This window comes from Pseudomonas sp. NFACC14, from assembly GCF_900106885.1.
In the GTDB taxonomy this organism is placed as follows: domain Bacteria; phylum Pseudomonadota; class Gammaproteobacteria; order Pseudomonadales; family Pseudomonadaceae; genus Aquipseudomonas; species Aquipseudomonas fluorescens_AA.
In genome coordinates this window covers 82,269-99,790 of record NZ_FNOA01000006.1, presented here as the reverse complement: position 1 = coordinate 99,790, position 17,522 = coordinate 82,269, and the positions used below count along the sequence as shown (strand labels likewise).

The following is a 17,522-nucleotide window of genomic DNA, read 5'->3' as shown; positions in this document are numbered from 1 at the left end:
CCCTTCGCCTGTGTCGGGCCTTTTGCGCCGACTCTGCCTGGTCATGCTGGGCCTGGGCATCATTTGCAGCCCGGCACTGGCCGAAAAAAAGGCAAAGCCGCAGACGCTTTACCACAGCCTCGCCCAGGCAGCGCCGGAACTCAATCCCCTGGCGCTCAAAAGTGCCTTGAGCGCCATGCAATGCGCGGTCGCCAATGGCGCCGGCCAAGCCCGTCACCTGGCGGTGATCGACTACTCGCAACCGTCCACGGCCCGGCGTTTGTGGATTTTCGACTTGCGCCAGAAAAAACTGGTGCTGCGCGACCTGGTGGCTCATGGGCAGAAATCCGGGGAAAATTTCGCCACGCAATTCTCCAATCGCCTGGGCAGCTATCAGTCGAGCCTGGGCCTGTTCCGTACCCAGGAAAGCTACCAGGGCACCCACGGCTATTCACTGCGCATGGACGGCCTCGAACCGGGCTTCAATGACCAGGCCCGTGACCGGGCGATCGTGATCCATGCCGCCGACTACGTGAATCCGCTGTGGAGCGTGCGCCAGGGGCGTATCGGCCGCAGCCAGGGTTGCCCGGCGGTGCGCCCGCAAGTGGCGCGGCAGGTGATCGACAAGCTCAAGGGCGGCCAATTCATGTTTTCCTGGTACCCGGACCCGGGCTGGCTCAAGCGTTCGGCCTATCTCAACTGCCAGCCGCAACAGGTGGCGAGCATTCTGGCTACCAGCGGTGGCTGAACAGGCCGTCGCTGCGTAACTGAGCGGGAGCAAGCTGCCTCGCCGCAGGTTAAAATGCCGGCCTTTCGAATCGCTGGCCTTGCCTGATGACCCCTCAAGTTCTACATGACCTGCAGACCCATTTGCTGACAGCCCTGGCGTCCCCGCCGGAAGAAACCCGCCGTTTGTTCCATGGTCGCGGCCGTTGCTGGCCGGGGTTGGAGCAGATCACCGTCGACTGGCTGCAAGGGATTGTGCTGGTTTCGTTGTTCAAGGAACCGGAGCCGGCGCAGTTGGATGACCTGATGGCCATGCTGCTCGCCCTCGCCGCCTCGCCCGCCTGGAAAGACAGCGGCGCCCATACGCTTGCCGTGCAGCACCGCTACCTGCCCCAGAGCCTCACCCAATGGCTGGTGGGCGACCCCATCGACGAATGGACCCTGACCGAAGGTGGCCTGCGCTATCGGATCGACTTGGGCAAGAAACAGAACAACGGCCTGTTCCTCGACATGCGCTACGGTCGCGACTGGGTGCGGGCCAACGCCAGTGGCAAGCGGGTACTGAACCTGTTCGCCTACACCTGCGGTTTCTCGGTGGCGGCCATCGCCGGCGGTGCGCGGCATGTGGTCAACCTGGACATGTCGCGGGCGGCCCTGAGTCGAGGCCGTGACAACCATCGCCTGAACGGCCACGACCTTGGCCAGGTGAGTTTCCTCGGGCATGACCTGTTCAAATCCTGGGGCAAGGTGATCAATAGCGGGCCGTACGACCTGGTGATCATCGACCCGCCGACCTTCCAGAAAGGCAGCTTCCTGCTGACCAAGGACTACCAGCGGGTCCTGCGCCGCCTGCCGGAACTGCTGACGGCAGACGGCACGGTCCTGGCCTGCAGCAATGACCCGGCCACCGGCCCGGACTTCCTCATCGACGGGGTCACCCGCGAAGCCCCCGGCCTGAGGTTCGAGCAGCGCCTGGCCAACCCACCGGAGTTTCCCGATGCCGACGTGCAATGTGGCCTGAAGGCGCTGATCTTCAAAGCGGCAGCACCGGCCACCAGGCGGTAACCAGGCTCCTGGTCACCCGGCGCACCAAGGCCTCGACCTCCCGGCTCTTGACCGAGCGGTAGATGGCCATGGTGCGACGCAACTGATCCTCGTTGAGCGTCACCGGCTGGCCGCCCCTCCAATCCACATCGGCGACGGCTTCGAGTCCCGCGCGACGCCAGACGATCCGCTCGCCTTCGGTGACCGGCTCCAACGGGCTGGGTAATTCGGGGTCCGGCAGGACCAGGTTATCCAGCATGACCTGGGGCCAGCGGGACGGATCGATGGGCTCGCTGAAGGCATTCACCAGGTCGTCATCGACCGTTTCCCAGATCGCCAGTCCTTCGGGCCAGTCGCGGGACATCAACCCCAGGTAAGGCCGCCAGGTCATCTCGCCGGTACGTGGGGTTTGATCGTTGCTATTGAACGTATCCTGGGCGTCGCTGAGCCATTCTATGAATGCCTCCCGGCTCATCTGTGCATGGCGTTGCAAGGGATCGATATAGCGATCCATCAGCGCGAAGTCCCAATGGGAGAGGTGTTCGGCCAGGAAACTCGCAAACGGCGCCCCGTCCCGGGCCAGTCGTGCACGCATCACCGACTCGAACATCGTGAAGTGCACCTCCAGCTCGCCGATGTCCGGCTGCTGCCGATCATGACTGCGGATTTGCAAACGCGTGCGCAGTTGGCGAAGTTGCACATCGAAATCGCCAATCAAGGTGGGCAGGCGGCCATAAACGTTTCCATAACCGATGAAGTGCTGCAGAACGGCCCCGGCCCTCTGGCGAACGCCGAACGCCAGCCCGGCTGGGGAATCCTCGTCGGCTTCGCGGACGCGGCCAGAAAACCAATCGATGAAACCCCGCATCCCGGGATCGTCACGGGCGACCTCCAGTGCCCTTTGGAGCGAGGCAGAAATATAGAGCCACTCGTCGACGGTGTAGTGAAACGCCTCGGGAAACACATTGCGCAGGGCATTGATCTGGGCGCTGGGCAAGGGATTGTCATCAAGCCAGACCCCAAGTGTGTCAAGGCTCGGCAAACGGTTGAGCGCAGGGAGCAGGTCATTCTGGATAGAGGTGATACGGTTGCCGCTGAGATCGACGACGAACGTATCGGAGATGAACACATCGGAATGCCTGGCCAGCACCGCCAAGGCCAACGAGGGCACCCGATCCAGGCCGGTCCTGCCCAGCTCCAGCGTCATCAGGTTTGCAAGCTCGGGGAGCTCCGGCAGGTCCCGGCAGTTGTTTCCACTCAGGCGCAGTTCCTGCAAAGCAGTGGCGCTGCGCAGGAAGGCGCTGCCCTCCTCGTCCAGCCGCAAACCACAGCGCGCCAGGTTCAGCGCCCGCAGGTCAGGCAATGTGGCCGTCAGGGCCTGCAACTGCTCGGGCGTGAAATCCAGGTTGTCGGTCCAGATGACTTCACGCAGGGACGGTAGCGAGGCCAGGCTGCCAATGGCGGCAAGCACCTCGGCGTTGGTGCCCGAAGCCGCGCCGCTGCTGATCCCGGACACGTCCAGGGTCCATAACGGGATCGTGGGATCATCGCCCAGCAGAGGGGCAAACACATCCGGGTTCAAGTGCAACGGGTTGCGAGCCAATGACAGATCCACCAGCGCCCGCAACTCACCTACCGCTACGGGGACGGCGGTGAGGTGATTGCCTCGCAGGTTCAGCGATTCGATGCCGGGGAACATGCGCAGGAAGGCTGAAGGATCCTCGACCAGCTCCAGGTTGGCCAGCACCACCGATTCGATGTGCTCGAAACGAACAGGAATGGGCGGCAGCCTTCCGATGTTGACGTTCTCTATCCGCAGCACCAGCTCTGCGCCCTCCCGGCCCGGGTCAGGCGCGCGTTGCCAGGCCCGGCGGATTTCCCTCGCGATGACCTGGCGCTGCGCGACGAGCGCCTCACGGTCCAGAACCTGTTCGGCGGGATGGTGAAAGCCTTCCTGGTCGACCCATTGGCGCAGCCCCTCGTCCAAGGTGGTCCATTCATGCTCCAAGCGGGTGATCACGTCGTCGAGGCTGATGCGCTCGAGCCCGGCCTGTTCGGTCAGGCCAAGCTGCAGCCGTTCCAGTGCATTGCCCGCGTGGGCGGGATAGAGCCGCTCCAGGCGCTGACGCGTGCTGCCTTGCCATTCCTGCAACGGCAGCCGGCCACGGCCGCTGAGCGGGTAAACCAGGTGTCCGTTCAGCCATTGCGGACGAGACCCGAGGCTGCCCAGGCGACGCATCGCCAAGTACGGACGCAGGGCTTGCCGGTCTTCCAGGGCCTGTGCCAGCAGTTGGCTGCGCAGCCGCTCCGCCTCCCAGATGTTCAGGCCCAGGGCGCTGCGCGCTTCATCCGGCATCGCCCTTAGCAGCGCCGCCTCCAGGGCCACGGCGTTCGCCAGTTCTTCGCCGGTTTCGTCGAAGGGGCGATACCGTTCACCTTCCTGGCGGATGACTTTCAGTGGTCCGGCGTCCCCCAGCCCGACCGGATCCGCCAGCTCGCGCAACCACAGGCGCAGGTGCAGACGCCCGCGGAGCCTGGGCATATCCGCCAGCAGGCCCATGACGATGCGATCCCGATCGACGCTGCTTTCGCCACGCTCCAGGGCGCGCAGCGCACGGCTCAAGCGCAGCTCGCGCAACGCTTCGGCCGCCTGCCTGCCGAGCTGCCCAGCCACCCGCCCCTCGAGCAAACGCAGCCGGTCATCGCCCGTCACGTCGCGCACAAGTTCGTTGGCGATGGATTCAGGCAGGCTCGGGAATGCCTGGACCAAGGGCACTGCCAGCGGATCGAGCCGGGTGGACCTGCCCATGGCCATCGTCACCCGCCTGGCGTCACGCTCCAGGCGTGCGGCCCAACGGCCGGCCAACAGACGACTTCGCTCCAGCGGTTGCAAACCGATACTGCTTTGCCCCAGCAGTACGGTCTGCTCGTCGCTGCTCAGGCCTTCCAGGATGCGAGCGGCCCAAGCGTCATGGGCCAGGTCGGTTTTGGTCAGGAGGATGGAACGGGTGTCGGCCGTATCGCCTACCGGGTACAGATTGATGCCATCGTGGTAGCGCAAGGTCATGTCTTCCGGCCAGCCCGGCAACTCCACGAGGGTCTGGACAATGCGAAAATGCGTTCCTTTCGGTGCTTCGCCACGGCGCAGGCGTTCGATGGTGTGCCGCACCCATTGCCAGTTCCGTGCCTCGTCCAGGGCGTCGGCCAATATGGCCGGCATCGGCCGCGCCTCCACTTGCAGGTAGCGCAGATGCGCTTCGCCGATACCGACCTGGCGTTGCACGGCCAGGATCGTAGAGTCGTCGAGTTCGACGGGCGTCTCGGGGAAGGTTCGCAACAGCTCCAGGCCACTTCGCTGCAAGGGGTTGCGGTGCGCCCACTGCCAGCCTCGCGTGCGGTTCCATTCCAGCGGCGGGGCAACGCCTCTATGCCCGGGAGGCAGGCGCAGATTCACCTTGTCCCGCGTGCCTTGCACTTCGAAGTAACGATCCTCGATCCGCACCCAGGCCTCGTCAGCGGTGCGCCAGACACCCCAGGCGTCCTGCTCGGCATCCACCGGAGGCAAGCGCTGTGCTTCAAAGGAGCGCACGTCGCCATTCCACAGCCGGGTGGTGCCGTCAGCCACCGGCATGGGCTCGATGGCGGCACCAATGAAGCCCAGGTAAGCGCCTTGGGCAACCCCGAACAAGGCGTTGAAGATATGCTCGATACCTTCTTGCGCATGCCCTTCATTGAACGCCTGGATCCCTTCGAAGATTTCGTATACCAGGCGCACCCCGCCGACCGCGGCGGCCACCATGCCGACGGGCGCGCAGAACGGGAAAAAGGTCGCGGCGACCATCAGCGAACGCTCGACCAGGCTTTCCCAGTATTCGAGGCGTGCCAGCAGTGCCCGCCAGTCCTGGTCCCGGGTCGGGACCATCAATGCCGAGGCGTTGGCCAAGGTATGACCGCGCCATTCATGGTAGGTGGCGTGCCAGGGATCCTCGCGCAGGTCATCCAGGCCCCAGGCCACCTTGGGCGTGGGGATCCGGACGCGTCGAGGGTTGTCGTCCTCGCCTCGCTCACCCTCGCGCCAACCGGTGATGCGGGCATGGATTTCCTGGAAGAGGTTGAGGTTGTCCGTGACCTTCCACTCCACCTGATCGTGCAGGGCCGACCCCAGGCTGGCCTGTAGACGCAGCGGCAGATAACGCAACAGGGTCTGGCGGTAACTGCGTTTGCGGACCCGCTCGGTCAGCTCGGCCGACAGTGCCTGCAAGCTGGGAAACTGCTTGAGCGGTGCCACTGCATCATGAGGCATGTGCAGCACGATCGGGCGAACACCCTTGGCATCTCCTTCCAGTCCCCAGTACACCCGTGCGCCGAACAACGGCGCCGACAGCAACGCCAGCGCCTTGACCTCGCAGGCCAGGGGCGCCACGGACCGATCTTCCAACTGCACGCCGACATGGGCCAGTAAACGCTCACCGGTGTTGTCCAGGCGTCCATCCAGCTTCGCCTCGTAGGCGTCATAGGCGAGCTGGCTGCGTGCATAGGCCATGTAAGCCGTGGCGACAATGGGTACTTGACGGCCGATACGCGGCAGCCGCCATTCGAGCGAGCGCCGGTAAGCCCCGCCCACATCCACGCCGCGGCACAGGCGAGCGAAGCTGGCCGGGGTCATGGGCAGCGGCGTGGTGTCCGCTGGGGCACCCCAACGATAGAACTCCCCAGGCTTGCCCTTGATGAAAAGCTCGCCTTTTCGATCGAACGCGCTGCCGGTGACTGCATCGTCGGGCGGATAGTTGCGCATGGCCGCCTCGACGATCGACAGCGCGGGGTCCGTGACGAACGAACTGCGCCGGACCCTTGCCCGACGTAGCGCATCCGCGACATCGCCGCGGCCATTCACCTGGCTCCAGCCTTGCACCTGCGGCTGCTCCTTGAGCAGGTCGAGGGTAAAGGCATAGGGCGCGGGCAGGTCCTTAAGCAATGCGTTGAGTGCATCGCTGTCGTGTTGCAGTTGCCGGGTAAGCACCCTGAAGCGCTCCTGCCGGGGCCGTGGGGCTCGTTTCAGCCAGGCGGGCAGCCTGGCCTGGATAAACTCGACATGGGTATCGAGGGTAGACATGGTGGACCTCCATCCTTGGGGGCGATTGGGTATTCGACAGGTGACGTACGCTTGACCGGCACGAACCCGATGCTCCAAGAAATGGCTGTCTTTTGAAACTGTCCAACCGTTGCAAGGGGTTGCGCGGCGCGGGGCCTGGCAAACGGCTACACCACCAGCGTCAACCATGCCGACGCCAGCAACAACACCGCCATGCTGCGATTGAAGCGTCCCATCGCCACGGCTGAGCGACAGAACCTGGCGGCCCCCAGGCCCAGGTAGGCCCAGACGGTCATGCAGGGAATGGAGATCGCGAAAAATGCCAGGGACAACCAAAGGACCCGGATCGTCCGGTCGGCCTCGGCGCCGGCAAACACGCTGACCACCGCCAGCGCCATCATCCAGGTCTTGGGGTTCACCAATTGCAACCCGGCGGCCCCCGCCAGGCCCAGTCGCGGGCCCTCAACCGGACGGTCCGGGTCGATGGCCTGGGCCGGGGCGCGGAAAATCTGCCAGGCCATCCAGCTCAACCAGGCAATGCCGGCCCATGAAAGCACGGTCTGCAGCGTGGCGTGGCGCGCCAGCACGTCGCCCAATCCGGTGCCCACCAGCAACACCAGCAAAGCCGCCGCGGCGCAGGCCCCCAGGATGATCGGCAAGGTGGTGGCCAGGCCAAAGCGCGAGCTATGGCTCAGCACCAGGATATTGGTCGGGCCCGGGGTGATGGAGGCGACAAAGGCGAACAAGGCAAACGGCAGCAACTGGTCCATGGAGCAACTTCTCGGTGAATGATCGTCACTCGATCATCCCCACGAAGGCCCGCTCAGTCTGGAACAATTGAGCAGCGCTTGCGGTAGTCCGCCGGGCTCAGGCGATAGGCACGCTGGAACCAGCGCCCCAAGTGGCTCTGGTCGGCAAAACCGAGCATGGCCGCCACCGTCCCGGCACTCTCGCCAGAAGCCAGCAAGCGCCGCGCACGGGCCAGGCGCAATTGGATCAGATAGGCATGGGGGGCCAGGCCGAAAGCCGCCTTGAATGCACGGCTCAGGCGAAAACGATCCACACCGGTGACCTGCGCCAGATCGTCCAGACCGATGTCGTCGCTCAGGTGACTGTGCAGATAATCCCGGGCCTGCTGCGCCACCAATGGCAACCGCGGATCCGGGTTGATCCGCGCCCGCCAATGCAGGTGTTGGGTCAGGTTGGCCAACAAGGTATCAAGGGCCGTCTGGCGCACGATGCGGATTTCCTGCTCATGCAGGCTCTGGAAGGCCAAGGCCGTGGCACTCGCCAGCCGCGCATCGTCGGTCAGGGTGGCGGCGAATCCCAATTGGGCGTTGTCCGGCGCCCCGTCGAACAAGGAACGCAACTCACGCTCCAGCCATTGGGGTTCCAGGTACAACGTGCGGTAGGTAAAGCCGTGGTCGTGGGGCGCGTTGCCGTCATGCAACTCGCCGGGCTCGAGCAGGAATACCTTGCCCGGCGTGCTGTTGTGCTGCTGGCGACGGCAATGGAACTGCTGCACCCCCTGCTCGGTCACGCCCACCAGGTAGCTGTCATGCCAGTGGGGATCATAGGCATGCCCCTCGAAATGCGCGCGCACGGTCTCGATACCGGACGTGGCGTCCTGCTTGAGATCGATCCAGTTGCGCGCTGTCATGCCCTGCCCCGTTTAACGAATGTGCTCTTGACAGATTAACTGCTGATGGGGCGTGTGTCTGGAAGATTTGTGCAAACCCTGTGGGGAGCGGGCTTGCTCGCGAAGGCGCTCAGCCTGTAGATACACGGGGCGACTGACCTACCGCTATCGCGAGCAAGCTCGCTCCCACCGTTTCTTGTGGTGCTCACAAAATCGCATTCCCCTGCAAAGCCCCCTTCCCACAGGTTTATGGCCGTCTCAGGCATCCGGGGTGATCGCGGGCAGCACCGCCTCCACCGCCAGTCTGGCCAATTCGGCGTCTTGCTCGGCCTTGACCCCGGACACGCCAATGGCGCCGATGCATTGACCGTCATGACGGATCGTCACCCCACCTTCAAGCATGCCCTGCAGGTGCGGAGCGCTGAGAAACGCGTAGCGACCACCATTGATCATGTCTTCGAAAACCTTGCTGTCGCGCCGGCCCATGGCGGCCGTGCGGGCTTTTTCGGTAGCGATATAGGCCGATAACGGCGAGGCATCGTCCAGGCGCAACAGCCCGAGGGGATGGCCACCGTCGTCCACCACGCAGACCGAAACGGCCCATTGGCGCTGGTGCGCCAGTTCCTTGGCCGCCACCAGCAACTGCGCGACATCCTGTTCAGTGAGTACCGCTTTGCTTTTCATGGATCACTCCGTGCTGTGCCACAGGAAGCCCGCAGGCTAGACCTGCGGGCCAAAAAACAGCCTCGAACGTCATTCACCGTAGATATCGAAATCGAAGTACTTCTGGCGAATCCTGTCGTAGGTGCCGTTGGCGCGAATGGTCGCCAGTGCCTGATTGAAGCGGCCCGCCAGCGCATCGTTCTTGCGTACCGCAATGCCGATACCCGTGCCGAAGTATTGTTCTTCGGTGAAATTGGGTCCGACAAACTCAAAATCCTTGCCCTCGGGACGCTTGAGCAGGCTTTCATCGATCACCACCGAACTGGCCATGGTCGCATCCAGGCGTCCGCCCAACAGGTCGAGGAAAATTTCATTCTGCGAACCATAGCGCACTACTTCGGCACCCGCCGGGGCAAAGTGATCGGTGACATAGCGATCGAAGTTGGTCGCCCGCTGCACACCGATCCGCTTGCCCTTGAGTTGTGCCGGGATGTCGCTGATACCACTGCCCTTGCGGAACACCAGGCGCGCCGGGATCCGGTAGTAGCGGTCGGTGAAATCCACCGACTTCAAGCGCTCCGGGGTGATCGACATGGACGAAATCACCGCGTCGACCTTCTTCACCTTCAGCGCCGGGATCAAGCCATCGAACTCTTGCTCCTGCCAGACACAGCGGACCTTCATCTCGGCGCACAATGCCTGGCCGATGTCATAGTCGAAACCGACGATGGCGTTATCCGGGGTTTTCGAGGCGAATGGCGGGTAAGCCGCCTCAATGCCGATACGCAACGATGATTCGGCGGCTTGCAGGCTCGCGCCGAAGGCCAGCAGCGAGATGAAACCCAGTTTCAGGGCAATGCGTTTAACGTTCATTCATTTGCTCCAGGTGCGATGTTATTGAGTTCGGGCGCTCCACAGAAGTCGCCCGTTATGGCAGCAGCAATGTGAACAAGCCCGGACGGCGACTCTGGCGGTCGCCTGCCCGGTGACAGCACAACGGTGATCCGGCCGGAGGCCTCAGACCGCCGCCGTGACAATCAACTCCAGCAAAATCTCGGGATCGTCGAAGGCCACTTGGGCGGTGGCCCGCGCCGGGGTGTGCGCGGCATCGACCCAGTCACTCCACAACGCGTTCATCGCAGCGAAATCCCGGGCCATGTCTTTCATCCAGATCTGCACACTGAGCAGCCTGTGTTTGTCGCTGCCGGACGCGGCCAGCAGCTCATCGACCCGCTGCAACACCTGGCGGGTCTGGCCCTGGATGTCCTGGCTGCAATCGGCAGCGACGACACCACTGAGCCAGGCCACGCCGTTGTGCACGACGCTGCGGCTCAGGCGTGGGTTGCTTTCGATGCGTTGAATACTCATGAGGGTTCCTCGACAGAGAGACGCTCGCCAGCCAATTGGGCGAGCGTGATGGGTTTGAGGGGCGAACGGATGCGGTAGTAGCCCACCTCGATGGGTGAGACGTGGCGGCGTTCGGCGATGATTTCGGTGACGCTCAGACCACACTGGCGCCCCTGGCACGGGCCCATGCCGCAACGGCCGAAGGCCTTGGCCTGGTTGGGCCCCAGGCAACCCAGGTCGACGTAACGGCGGATGTCCCCGGCGCTGACTTCTTCGCAGCGGCACACGGTGACGTCGTCGGCGGGGATACGATGGCCGACCTGGGGGCGATACAGGGTGTCGAGCAGCGGCCGTGCGGCGCGGGCGCGGCGTAGTGCGTATTGCAGGGGCCGCGCCTGCGCCTGCTGGCCGGCGATGGCCAACGCGGCCAGGCGTCCTTCCAGTCTCGCCACCTGGGCTCCGCCGATGGCGCCACCGTCACCGGCGATGAAAATGCCCGGCGTGCTGCTTTCACCCCATTGGTCACGGCGGGTCATCCAGCACAGCTGCTGCTCGCTCCAATCATGCTCCAGGCGCAATGACCAACTGACCTGGGTGTTCGGCACCACGCCTTGATGCAGCAGGATCAAATCGGCGCGAATGCGCTGCGAACGGCCTTGGCTGTCGAAGCTCAAGGCGCAGGCCCGATCCGCGCCTTCAATCTTCAGGTTGCGCGCACCGTGAAAATGCCGGACGCCAGCCCGCTTGAGTTCCGTCAGCAGCCCCAGCCCTTTGAGCAGGTCGCGCCAACCGCGCAACGCAGCGGGAATGTGTCGCCAGGCCCGCAGCAGATCGCTTCGGTGGCTGGTATCCACCAGCGCTTCAATGACGATGCCGGCACGCAGGTATTGCACTGCCAGCAGGTAAAGCAATGGACCACACCCGGCCAGTACCACGGGCGTGGCCGGCACCATGGCCGCGCCTTTGAGCAGGATCTGCCCGGCGCCAGCGGTCATGACGCCCGGCAAGGTCCAGCCAGGAATCGGCATCGGCCGTTCGAAAGCCCCCGTGGCAATCAACAGGTGGCGCCCTTGCAGGACTTCGGCGCGCCCCTCGACCAGGTAATGCACCTGGCGCTGCGGCGTCACCTGCCAGATGGCCGCATTGGGCAAATAGCGAGCACCGCAGCGCAGAAAGTCGGTGGCCAATGTCGCCCCGGCCCCGTAGTCATCACCCAATACGGCACGGCGATGTGCGTCAGCCTGGAGCACCTGGCGATAAATCTGCCCGCCTGGACTGGCCTGCTCATCCAGCACGACCACCGACAGGCCGTGGCTCCTGGCTTCGAGCGCAGCACTCATTCCCGCCGGGCCAGCGCCGATGACAATCAGATCGATGACCGCGTTACTCATCGCCGCCCTCCTCCCACGGTGCCAGGCAAACGGCCCCGCGTTGACGACGCACGCGTATGCCGGCACGCACCGGCACCAGGCAGGCCTGGGTATTGGCGTGTCCGTTCACCTCCACCAGGCACTCGAAGCACACCCCCATCATGCAATAAGGCGCGCCGGGGCGGCCGTTGATGGCGCTCTCGCGGGTGTGTCGGATGCCGCAACCCAGCAGCGCCGCCGCCAGGGATACCTCGGCGGGTACCGTGAAGGGCGTGCCTTCGAACTCGATTTGCACGGTGTGATCTTCCGAGGCCAATGGCCGGAACAGACTGTCAGCCGACATGGCGCGCCTCTGTTTGCAGGTTGAAACGTTGCAGCCCGAATGGCTTCACCGCCGAATCATCGAATTCGCCGGCGATCCACGGCGCCAGGCGCAAGGCATGGGCAGCAGCCAGCGTCACGCCGCTGTGGCAGCTGACAATCGACAGCCCCGGGCAGCTTGGCGGCGTTTCGTAGATGGGAAAGCCATCGGCACTCATCACCCGCAGCGCCCCCCAGGCCCGCACCAGTCGTACCTGGCCCAAGCGCGGGAAGCACTGCACCGCGCGCCGTGCAATGGCGGCCATGACCTGGCTGCCGGTGCCGTCATCCAAGCCCGTCGACTCGTGAGAATCCCCCAGTTGCAGCGTGCCCTCGTCGGTCTGGCGGACATAGGTGGTGGGGTAATGCAGAAATGGCTCGAGCCGTTCGGTGACCAGGATCTGGCCACGGTTCGGCTGCACCGGTACATCCAACCCCACCATGCCCCCCAGCGCCCGATTGCCGAGGCCGGCGGCCAGCACGACCTGGCGGGCAGACCAGAGCTGCGCTCCGGCCCGCAGCTCGAAACCCTTGGCAACCGCATCGATCGCATCGACATGATGGCCGTTGATGAGCCTGACCCCGCGAGACTGGCAGGCGGCAAAAAGCGAGCGCAGCAGCTTGAGCGGGTTGACGTGACCGTCCATGGGCGAAAAGCAGCCGCCCACCACATCCGGCCCGATGCCGGGCAAGCGCGCCCGCAGTTGCGCGGCGTTCAGCTGTTCAAAGGGGTAGTCGCCGGCAAAGGCATCGCGCAGCCAACCCAGTCGACGGCTTTCTTCGGCCATTTCCGCGTCGCTCAGGCACAACTGGAAGCCACCCCGTTGGCGCAGATGAATGTCGATGCCGGTATCGGCTTGCAACGCCGCGGCAAACCGAGGCCAGAGCGCCACAGATTCCCGCGTCCACCGGGCATACGGACTCATGCGGTAGCCCTTGCCCTGGACCCAGAGCAAACCAAAGTTGCCCCGGGCGGCGCGAATAGCGTCATCGCCCTCGTCGAGCACGCTCACCTGGCGCCCGAGCAAAGCCAGTCCATAGGCGATGGACATGCCCACCAGGCCACCCCCTACGACAATGACATCAGTTTTTAGCATGGCTTTCGGATCGCTGTTTTCGGCGCCGATAATTCAGTCAGGCGCCGGCCCATGGCTGGTTCAAGTGCTTTGCGTCGATCCTAGGGCGATGACAACGGCTTGAAAAATGCTTTATTTTGGCAACCTCATGTCTTTTTGTTATGGGTTGGTCCGCACCATGAATCTCCGTCAGTTGGAAGCCTTTCGCGCCGTCATCCTGGGCCAGACCGTGACCCGCGCCGCCGAAATGCTGCACATCTCACAACCGGCGGCGACCCGGCTGATCGCCAGCCTGGAAGAGGACATCGGTTTCAGCCTGTTCGACCGGGTCAAGGGACGGCTGCAACCCACCGCCGAGGCCATGACGCTGTATCAGGAAGTGCAACGCTCGTTGCTGGGCGTGGAACGCATTGCGCGCACCGCCCAGGACATCCGCACGCTCAAGCGCGGTTCGCTGCACATTGCCTGCGCACCGGCCATGGGCCTGTCATTCGTGCCTCGGGCGATTGCCGCGTTCATGGCCGAACACGATCAGGTACAGATCTCGCTGGTGGTGCATTCGTCCCGGGAAGTGGTGGACCTGGTGGTGGGGCAACGCTGCGACCTGGGCCTGATCGTATTGCCCAACACGTACCCAAGCCCCCGCGCCGAAAAACTGTTGGCAACGCGCATGCTCTGCGCCCTGCCCGCTGGCCATCGCTTGCAGGGCCAGGCGACGATCCGCCCGGAAGACTTGCAAGGCGAACCGTTCATTTCCTACCCGCAGTCGATTGCCTCGCGCCAACACATCGATGCGATCTTCGCCGCCCACGGCGTAGACCGAGAACTGCGGCTGGAAACCCAACTCTCGCTGCCCATGTGCGCATTCGTCGAACAAGGTTTGGGCGTGGCGTTGGTGGACGCCATCAGTGCCGTCGAGTACCGCGGCCAGGGCATCGTCTTCCGGGCTTTCGAACCGGCGATAGAAATGGACTTCAGCATGCTCCTGCCCATCCAGGGGCCGGTTTCCAGGCTGCAAGCCAGCTTCCTGGAGCACATGAAGCGATTCATCGAAGCGCAGGTGCCGGCGGCCTACCGGTTCTGACGCTGTCGCAAAACGGCAGCCAATGGATCCACTGAACAAGCCAATCATCCACTTATCCAGCAAAACCGTTGACAAAGAAATTAGTTAAGAGAGTTAATGGATCCACAGACAAGAACAACATCCGCCTGGAGATCCGTCATGTACCCCAAGAACGCCTGGTACGTTGCCTGCACCCCCGATGAAATCGCCGACAAACCCCTGGGCCGGCAGATTTGCGGTGAAAAGATGGTTTTTTACCGGGGCCATCAAGGTAAGGTCGCGGCCGTGGAAGACTTCTGCCCCCATCGCGGCGCCCCGCTGTCCCTGGGCTATGTCGAAAATGGCAACCTGGTGTGCGGCTATCACGGCTTGGTGATGGGCGGTGATGGCAAGACCGTCGAGATGCCGGGGCAACGGGTACGGGGATTCCCCTGCAACAAGACCTTCGCGGTGCAGGAACGGTATGGCTTCATCTGGGTCTGGCCCGGTGACCAGGCGCTGGCCGACCCGGCACTGATCCATCATCTGGAATGGGCTGAAAGCGATGAATGGGCCTACGGCGGCGGCCTGTTCCACATCCAGTGCGACTATCGCCTGATGATCGACAACCTGATGGACCTGACCCACGAAACCTACGTCCACGCCTCGAGCATCGGCCAGAAGGAAATCGATGAGGCGCCGCCAGTGACCACCGTCGAAGGCGATGAAGTGGTCACCGCCCGCCATATGGAAAACATCATGGCCCCGCCGTTCTGGCGCATGGCCCTGCGCGGCAACAACCTGGCCGATGACGTGCCGGTGGACCGCTGGCAGATCTGCCGCTTCACCCCGCCCAGCCATGTGCTGATCGAAGTGGGCGTGGCCCATGCCGGCAACGGCGGTTATCACGCCGCGCCGCAATTCAAGGCGTCGAGCATCGTGGTGGATTTCATCACACCGGAAACCGAGACCTCGATCTGGTATTTCTGGGGCATGGCCCGGCACTTCCAGCCGCAGGATGAAGCCCTCACCGCGTCCATTCGCGAAGGCCAAGGCAAGATTTTCAGCGAAGACCTGGAAATGCTCGAACGCCAGCAACGCAACCTGCTGGACCACCCGCAACGCAACTTGCTCAAGCTCAACATCGATGCGGGCGGCGTGCAGTCCCGGCGGGTGCTGGAGCGTTGGATAGCACGGGAGCGCGAGCCTCAAGCCGGCTTGATCGCCAGCAGCCAACAGCCACATCTGGCGGAGCAACGGCCATGATCGAAGTCCAGGTCACGGCGCGACACCGCGAAGCCCTCGATATCTGCAGCTACGAGTTGACCCGCGTCGACGGCGCGCCGTTGCCGGCCTTCACCGCTGGTGCCCACATCGATGTGCACTTGCCCGACGGGCTGATTCGCCAATACTCGCTGTGCAATCATCCCGAGGAACGGCATCGCTACCTCATAGGCGTGCTCAAGGACCCGGCGTCCCGCGGTGGTTCGCGCAGCCTGCATGAGCTGATCCAGCCAGGCATGCGCTTGCACATCAGCGAACCACGCAACCTGTTCGCGCTCGCCCCCCACGCCCGGCGCAGCCTGCTGTTTGCCGGAGGCATCGGCATTACGCCGATCCTGTGCATGGCCGAGCACCTGGCCCAGAGCGGTGCAGCGTTCGAGCTGCATTACTGCGCCCGCTCCCGAGACCGTGCTGCCTTTGTCGAACGCCTGCGCCAGGCCCCTTACGCTGACCGGGTGTTCCTGCATTTCGATGAAGAACCAGAAACCCTGCTGGACGCCGCCAGGGTGCTGGCCGCCCCCGATAACGACCTGCACCTCTACGTGTGCGGGCCCGGTGGTTTCATGCAGCACATCCTCGAGACCGCCAAGGACCAGGGTTGGCAGGAAGACCGCCTGCACCGCGAATACTTCGCCGCCGCCCCTACCGACACCCGTGCCGACGGCAGCTTTTCAGTCAAGCTCGCCCGCACAGGCCAGGTCTTCGAGGTGCCGGCGGACCGCAGCGTGGTGCAGGTGCTGGAGAGCCATGGCATCGAGATCCCGATCTCCTGCGAACAAGGCGTGTGCGGCACTTGCCTGACCCGCGTGCTGGAAGGCGTGCCGGAGCATCGGGACATGTTCCTGACCGAGGCTGAACAGGCTTGCAACGACCAGTTCACACCGTGTTGCTCCAGGTCGAAGACGCCGGTGCTGGTGCTGGATCTCTAACGCAGAACACTGTGGGAGCGAGCTTGCTCGCGATGGCGTCGGCTCAGCAGCATTGGTGGCGACTGACACACCGCAATCGCGAGCAAGCTCGCTCCCACAGGAGATCTGTGGCGTATGCGAATCCTGGGGCCACCCCAAAACAACTGTGGGAGCAAGCTCGCTCCCACAAGGGATCTGGGCAAGAGGAAATTCTGCCATTGCCTGCGACCGGGCGAATTACTCCGAACGCAGAATCACCGTCATCCGCTCGTCAGCCAGCGTCGAGCCGAACACTTCGGCGTAACGCAGCGTCGCATTGGCATGCTCGCGCATGATCGCCTCGGCACGGCCGCTCTGGCGATTGATCAGTGCGTCGAACACCGAATGGTGTTGCATGTGGGCATAGTTGAAACGGCGAAACTCGCCGGCCATGTTCTGGCGATCCACCGCCAAGGCGGTGACTGAAGCGAAAGGCAGATGATCGTTGCGAGCCAGGGCGTCGGCGATCGCCGGGTTGTGGCTGCCTTCGACGATCACCTGATGAAAGCGCATGTTGAGGTCGTGATAGACCTCCAGGTCATCCTCGGTCACATAACCTTTGGCGAACAGTTCATCCCCCTGCACCAGGCATTGCTCGAGTATCGCGCGCGCTTCTTCAGACAAGCCATGCTCGGCCGTCTGCCGTGCCGCCAGGCCCTCCAGCACGCCACGTACCTCCACAGCCCCGGCGATTTGCTCGGCACTGACCGAACGCACCTGAAAACCTCGCCCGCCAAAGCGCACCAGCAGCCCTTCCTGCTCCAGGGTGCGGAACGCCATGCGCACCGGCATGCGCGACACGCCGAACAACTCAGCCGTGGGAATTTCCATCAAGCGCTCGCCAGCGGCCAGCTCACCCGAGGCGATCATCTTGCGCAGCGCAACCAGCACCGTTTGGCCGGGCTTACTCATCCAGGCGATTCCAGAGAAAAGAAGCCCTCATAGTAGAAGGC

15 protein-coding genes are annotated in these 17,522 nt (G+C 63.8%); 5 read left to right on the top strand and 10 right to left on the bottom strand.

Annotated elements, in window-relative coordinates; translation table 11 throughout:
* The first annotated feature begins 43 nt into the window (after window positions 1-43).
* Together BLU85_RS11960 and BLU85_RS11955 are read left to right on the top strand one after the other, a co-directional pair.
* Window positions 44-727 carry a murein L,D-transpeptidase catalytic domain family protein gene (locus tag BLU85_RS11960; RefSeq protein ID WP_170847579.1) on the top strand — a complete coding sequence of 228 codons (684 nt, stop codon included), beginning with the start codon at window positions 44-46 and terminating at the stop codon, window positions 725-727.
* A gap of 86 nt (window positions 728-813) precedes the next feature.
* Complete coding sequence (locus BLU85_RS11955; RefSeq protein WP_092199517.1) at window positions 814-1,770, top strand: class I SAM-dependent methyltransferase; 957 nt, start codon at window positions 814-816, stop codon at window positions 1,768-1,770.
* On the opposite strand, the gene BLU85_RS11950 is transcribed toward BLU85_RS11955, so the two are convergent.
* The 9 genes from BLU85_RS11950 to BLU85_RS11910 all read right to left on the bottom strand — a co-directional run bounded on the left by BLU85_RS11950 (window position 1,739) and on the right by BLU85_RS11910 (window position 13,317).
* A complete protein-coding gene (locus BLU85_RS11950; RefSeq protein ID WP_092199515.1) occupies window positions 1,739-6,862 on the bottom strand; it encodes a dermonecrotic toxin domain-containing protein in 5,124 nt (1,707 codons plus the stop codon). The genes BLU85_RS11955 and BLU85_RS11950 overlap by 32 nt on opposite strands.
* 146 nt (window positions 6,863-7,008) lie before the next feature.
* Window positions 7,009-7,611, bottom strand: coding sequence for a LysE family translocator (locus tag BLU85_RS11945; RefSeq protein WP_092199512.1), 603 nt, complete (start codon window positions 7,609-7,611; stop codon window positions 7,009-7,011).
* Between the two features lie 53 nt (window positions 7,612-7,664).
* Entirely contained in the window at window positions 7,665-8,501 is an 837-nt protein-coding gene (locus BLU85_RS11940) for an AraC family transcriptional regulator (protein ID WP_092199509.1), read from the bottom strand.
* Window positions 8,502-8,738: 237 nt separating this feature from the next.
* Complete coding sequence (locus BLU85_RS11935; RefSeq protein ID WP_092199506.1) at window positions 8,739-9,164, bottom strand: GlcG/HbpS family heme-binding protein; 426 nt, start codon at window positions 9,162-9,164, stop codon at window positions 8,739-8,741.
* A gap of 69 nt (window positions 9,165-9,233) precedes the next feature.
* Window positions 9,234-10,016: an ABC transporter substrate-binding protein gene (locus tag BLU85_RS11930; RefSeq protein ID WP_092199503.1), complete on the bottom strand. Its 783-nt coding sequence runs from the start codon at window positions 10,014-10,016 to the stop codon at window positions 9,234-9,236.
* A 144-nt stretch (window positions 10,017-10,160) separates the two neighbouring features.
* Entirely contained in the window at window positions 10,161-10,511 is a 351-nt protein-coding gene (locus BLU85_RS11925; protein ID WP_092199500.1) for a RidA family protein, read from the bottom strand.
* Window positions 10,508-11,881 carry an FAD/NAD(P)-dependent oxidoreductase gene (locus BLU85_RS11920; RefSeq protein WP_092199497.1) on the bottom strand — a complete coding sequence of 458 codons (1,374 nt, stop codon included), beginning with the start codon at window positions 11,879-11,881 and terminating at the stop codon, window positions 10,508-10,510. Before BLU85_RS11920 ends, BLU85_RS11925 begins: the two co-directional genes overlap by 4 nt.
* Window positions 11,874-12,203: a (2Fe-2S)-binding protein gene (locus tag BLU85_RS11915; RefSeq protein ID WP_092199494.1), complete on the bottom strand. Its 330-nt coding sequence runs from the start codon at window positions 12,201-12,203 to the stop codon at window positions 11,874-11,876. The genes BLU85_RS11920 and BLU85_RS11915 overlap by 8 nt, the downstream gene beginning before the upstream one ends.
* Window positions 12,193-13,317 carry an NAD(P)/FAD-dependent oxidoreductase gene (locus tag BLU85_RS11910; protein ID WP_092199491.1) on the bottom strand — a complete coding sequence of 375 codons (1,125 nt, stop codon included), beginning with the start codon at window positions 13,315-13,317 and terminating at the stop codon, window positions 12,193-12,195. Before BLU85_RS11910 ends, BLU85_RS11915 begins: the two co-directional genes overlap by 11 nt.
* A gap of 157 nt (window positions 13,318-13,474) precedes the next feature.
* On the opposite strand from BLU85_RS11910, the gene BLU85_RS11905 reads away from it, so the two are divergent.
* From BLU85_RS11905 to BLU85_RS11895, 3 genes are all read left to right on the top strand, one after another.
* A complete protein-coding gene (locus BLU85_RS11905) occupies window positions 13,475-14,380 on the top strand; it encodes a LysR substrate-binding domain-containing protein (RefSeq protein WP_092199995.1) in 906 nt (301 codons plus the stop codon).
* A gap of 138 nt (window positions 14,381-14,518) precedes the next feature.
* A complete protein-coding gene (locus BLU85_RS11900) occupies window positions 14,519-15,604 on the top strand; it encodes an aromatic ring-hydroxylating oxygenase subunit alpha (RefSeq protein WP_092199488.1) in 1,086 nt (361 codons plus the stop codon).
* Window positions 15,601-16,551, top strand: coding sequence for a PDR/VanB family oxidoreductase (locus BLU85_RS11895; protein ID WP_092199485.1), 951 nt, complete (start codon window positions 15,601-15,603; stop codon window positions 16,549-16,551). The genes BLU85_RS11900 and BLU85_RS11895 overlap by 4 nt, the downstream gene beginning before the upstream one ends.
* A 216-nt stretch (window positions 16,552-16,767) precedes the next feature.
* Here BLU85_RS11895 and BLU85_RS11890 read toward each other — a convergent pair whose 3' ends face one another.
* The gene (locus BLU85_RS11890; RefSeq protein ID WP_003202123.1) at window positions 16,768-17,481 is read right to left on the bottom strand and encodes a GntR family transcriptional regulator; all 714 of its coding nucleotides are present in this window, start codon (window positions 17,479-17,481) and stop codon (window positions 16,768-16,770) included.
* Window positions 17,482-17,522: the final 41 nt, after the last annotated feature.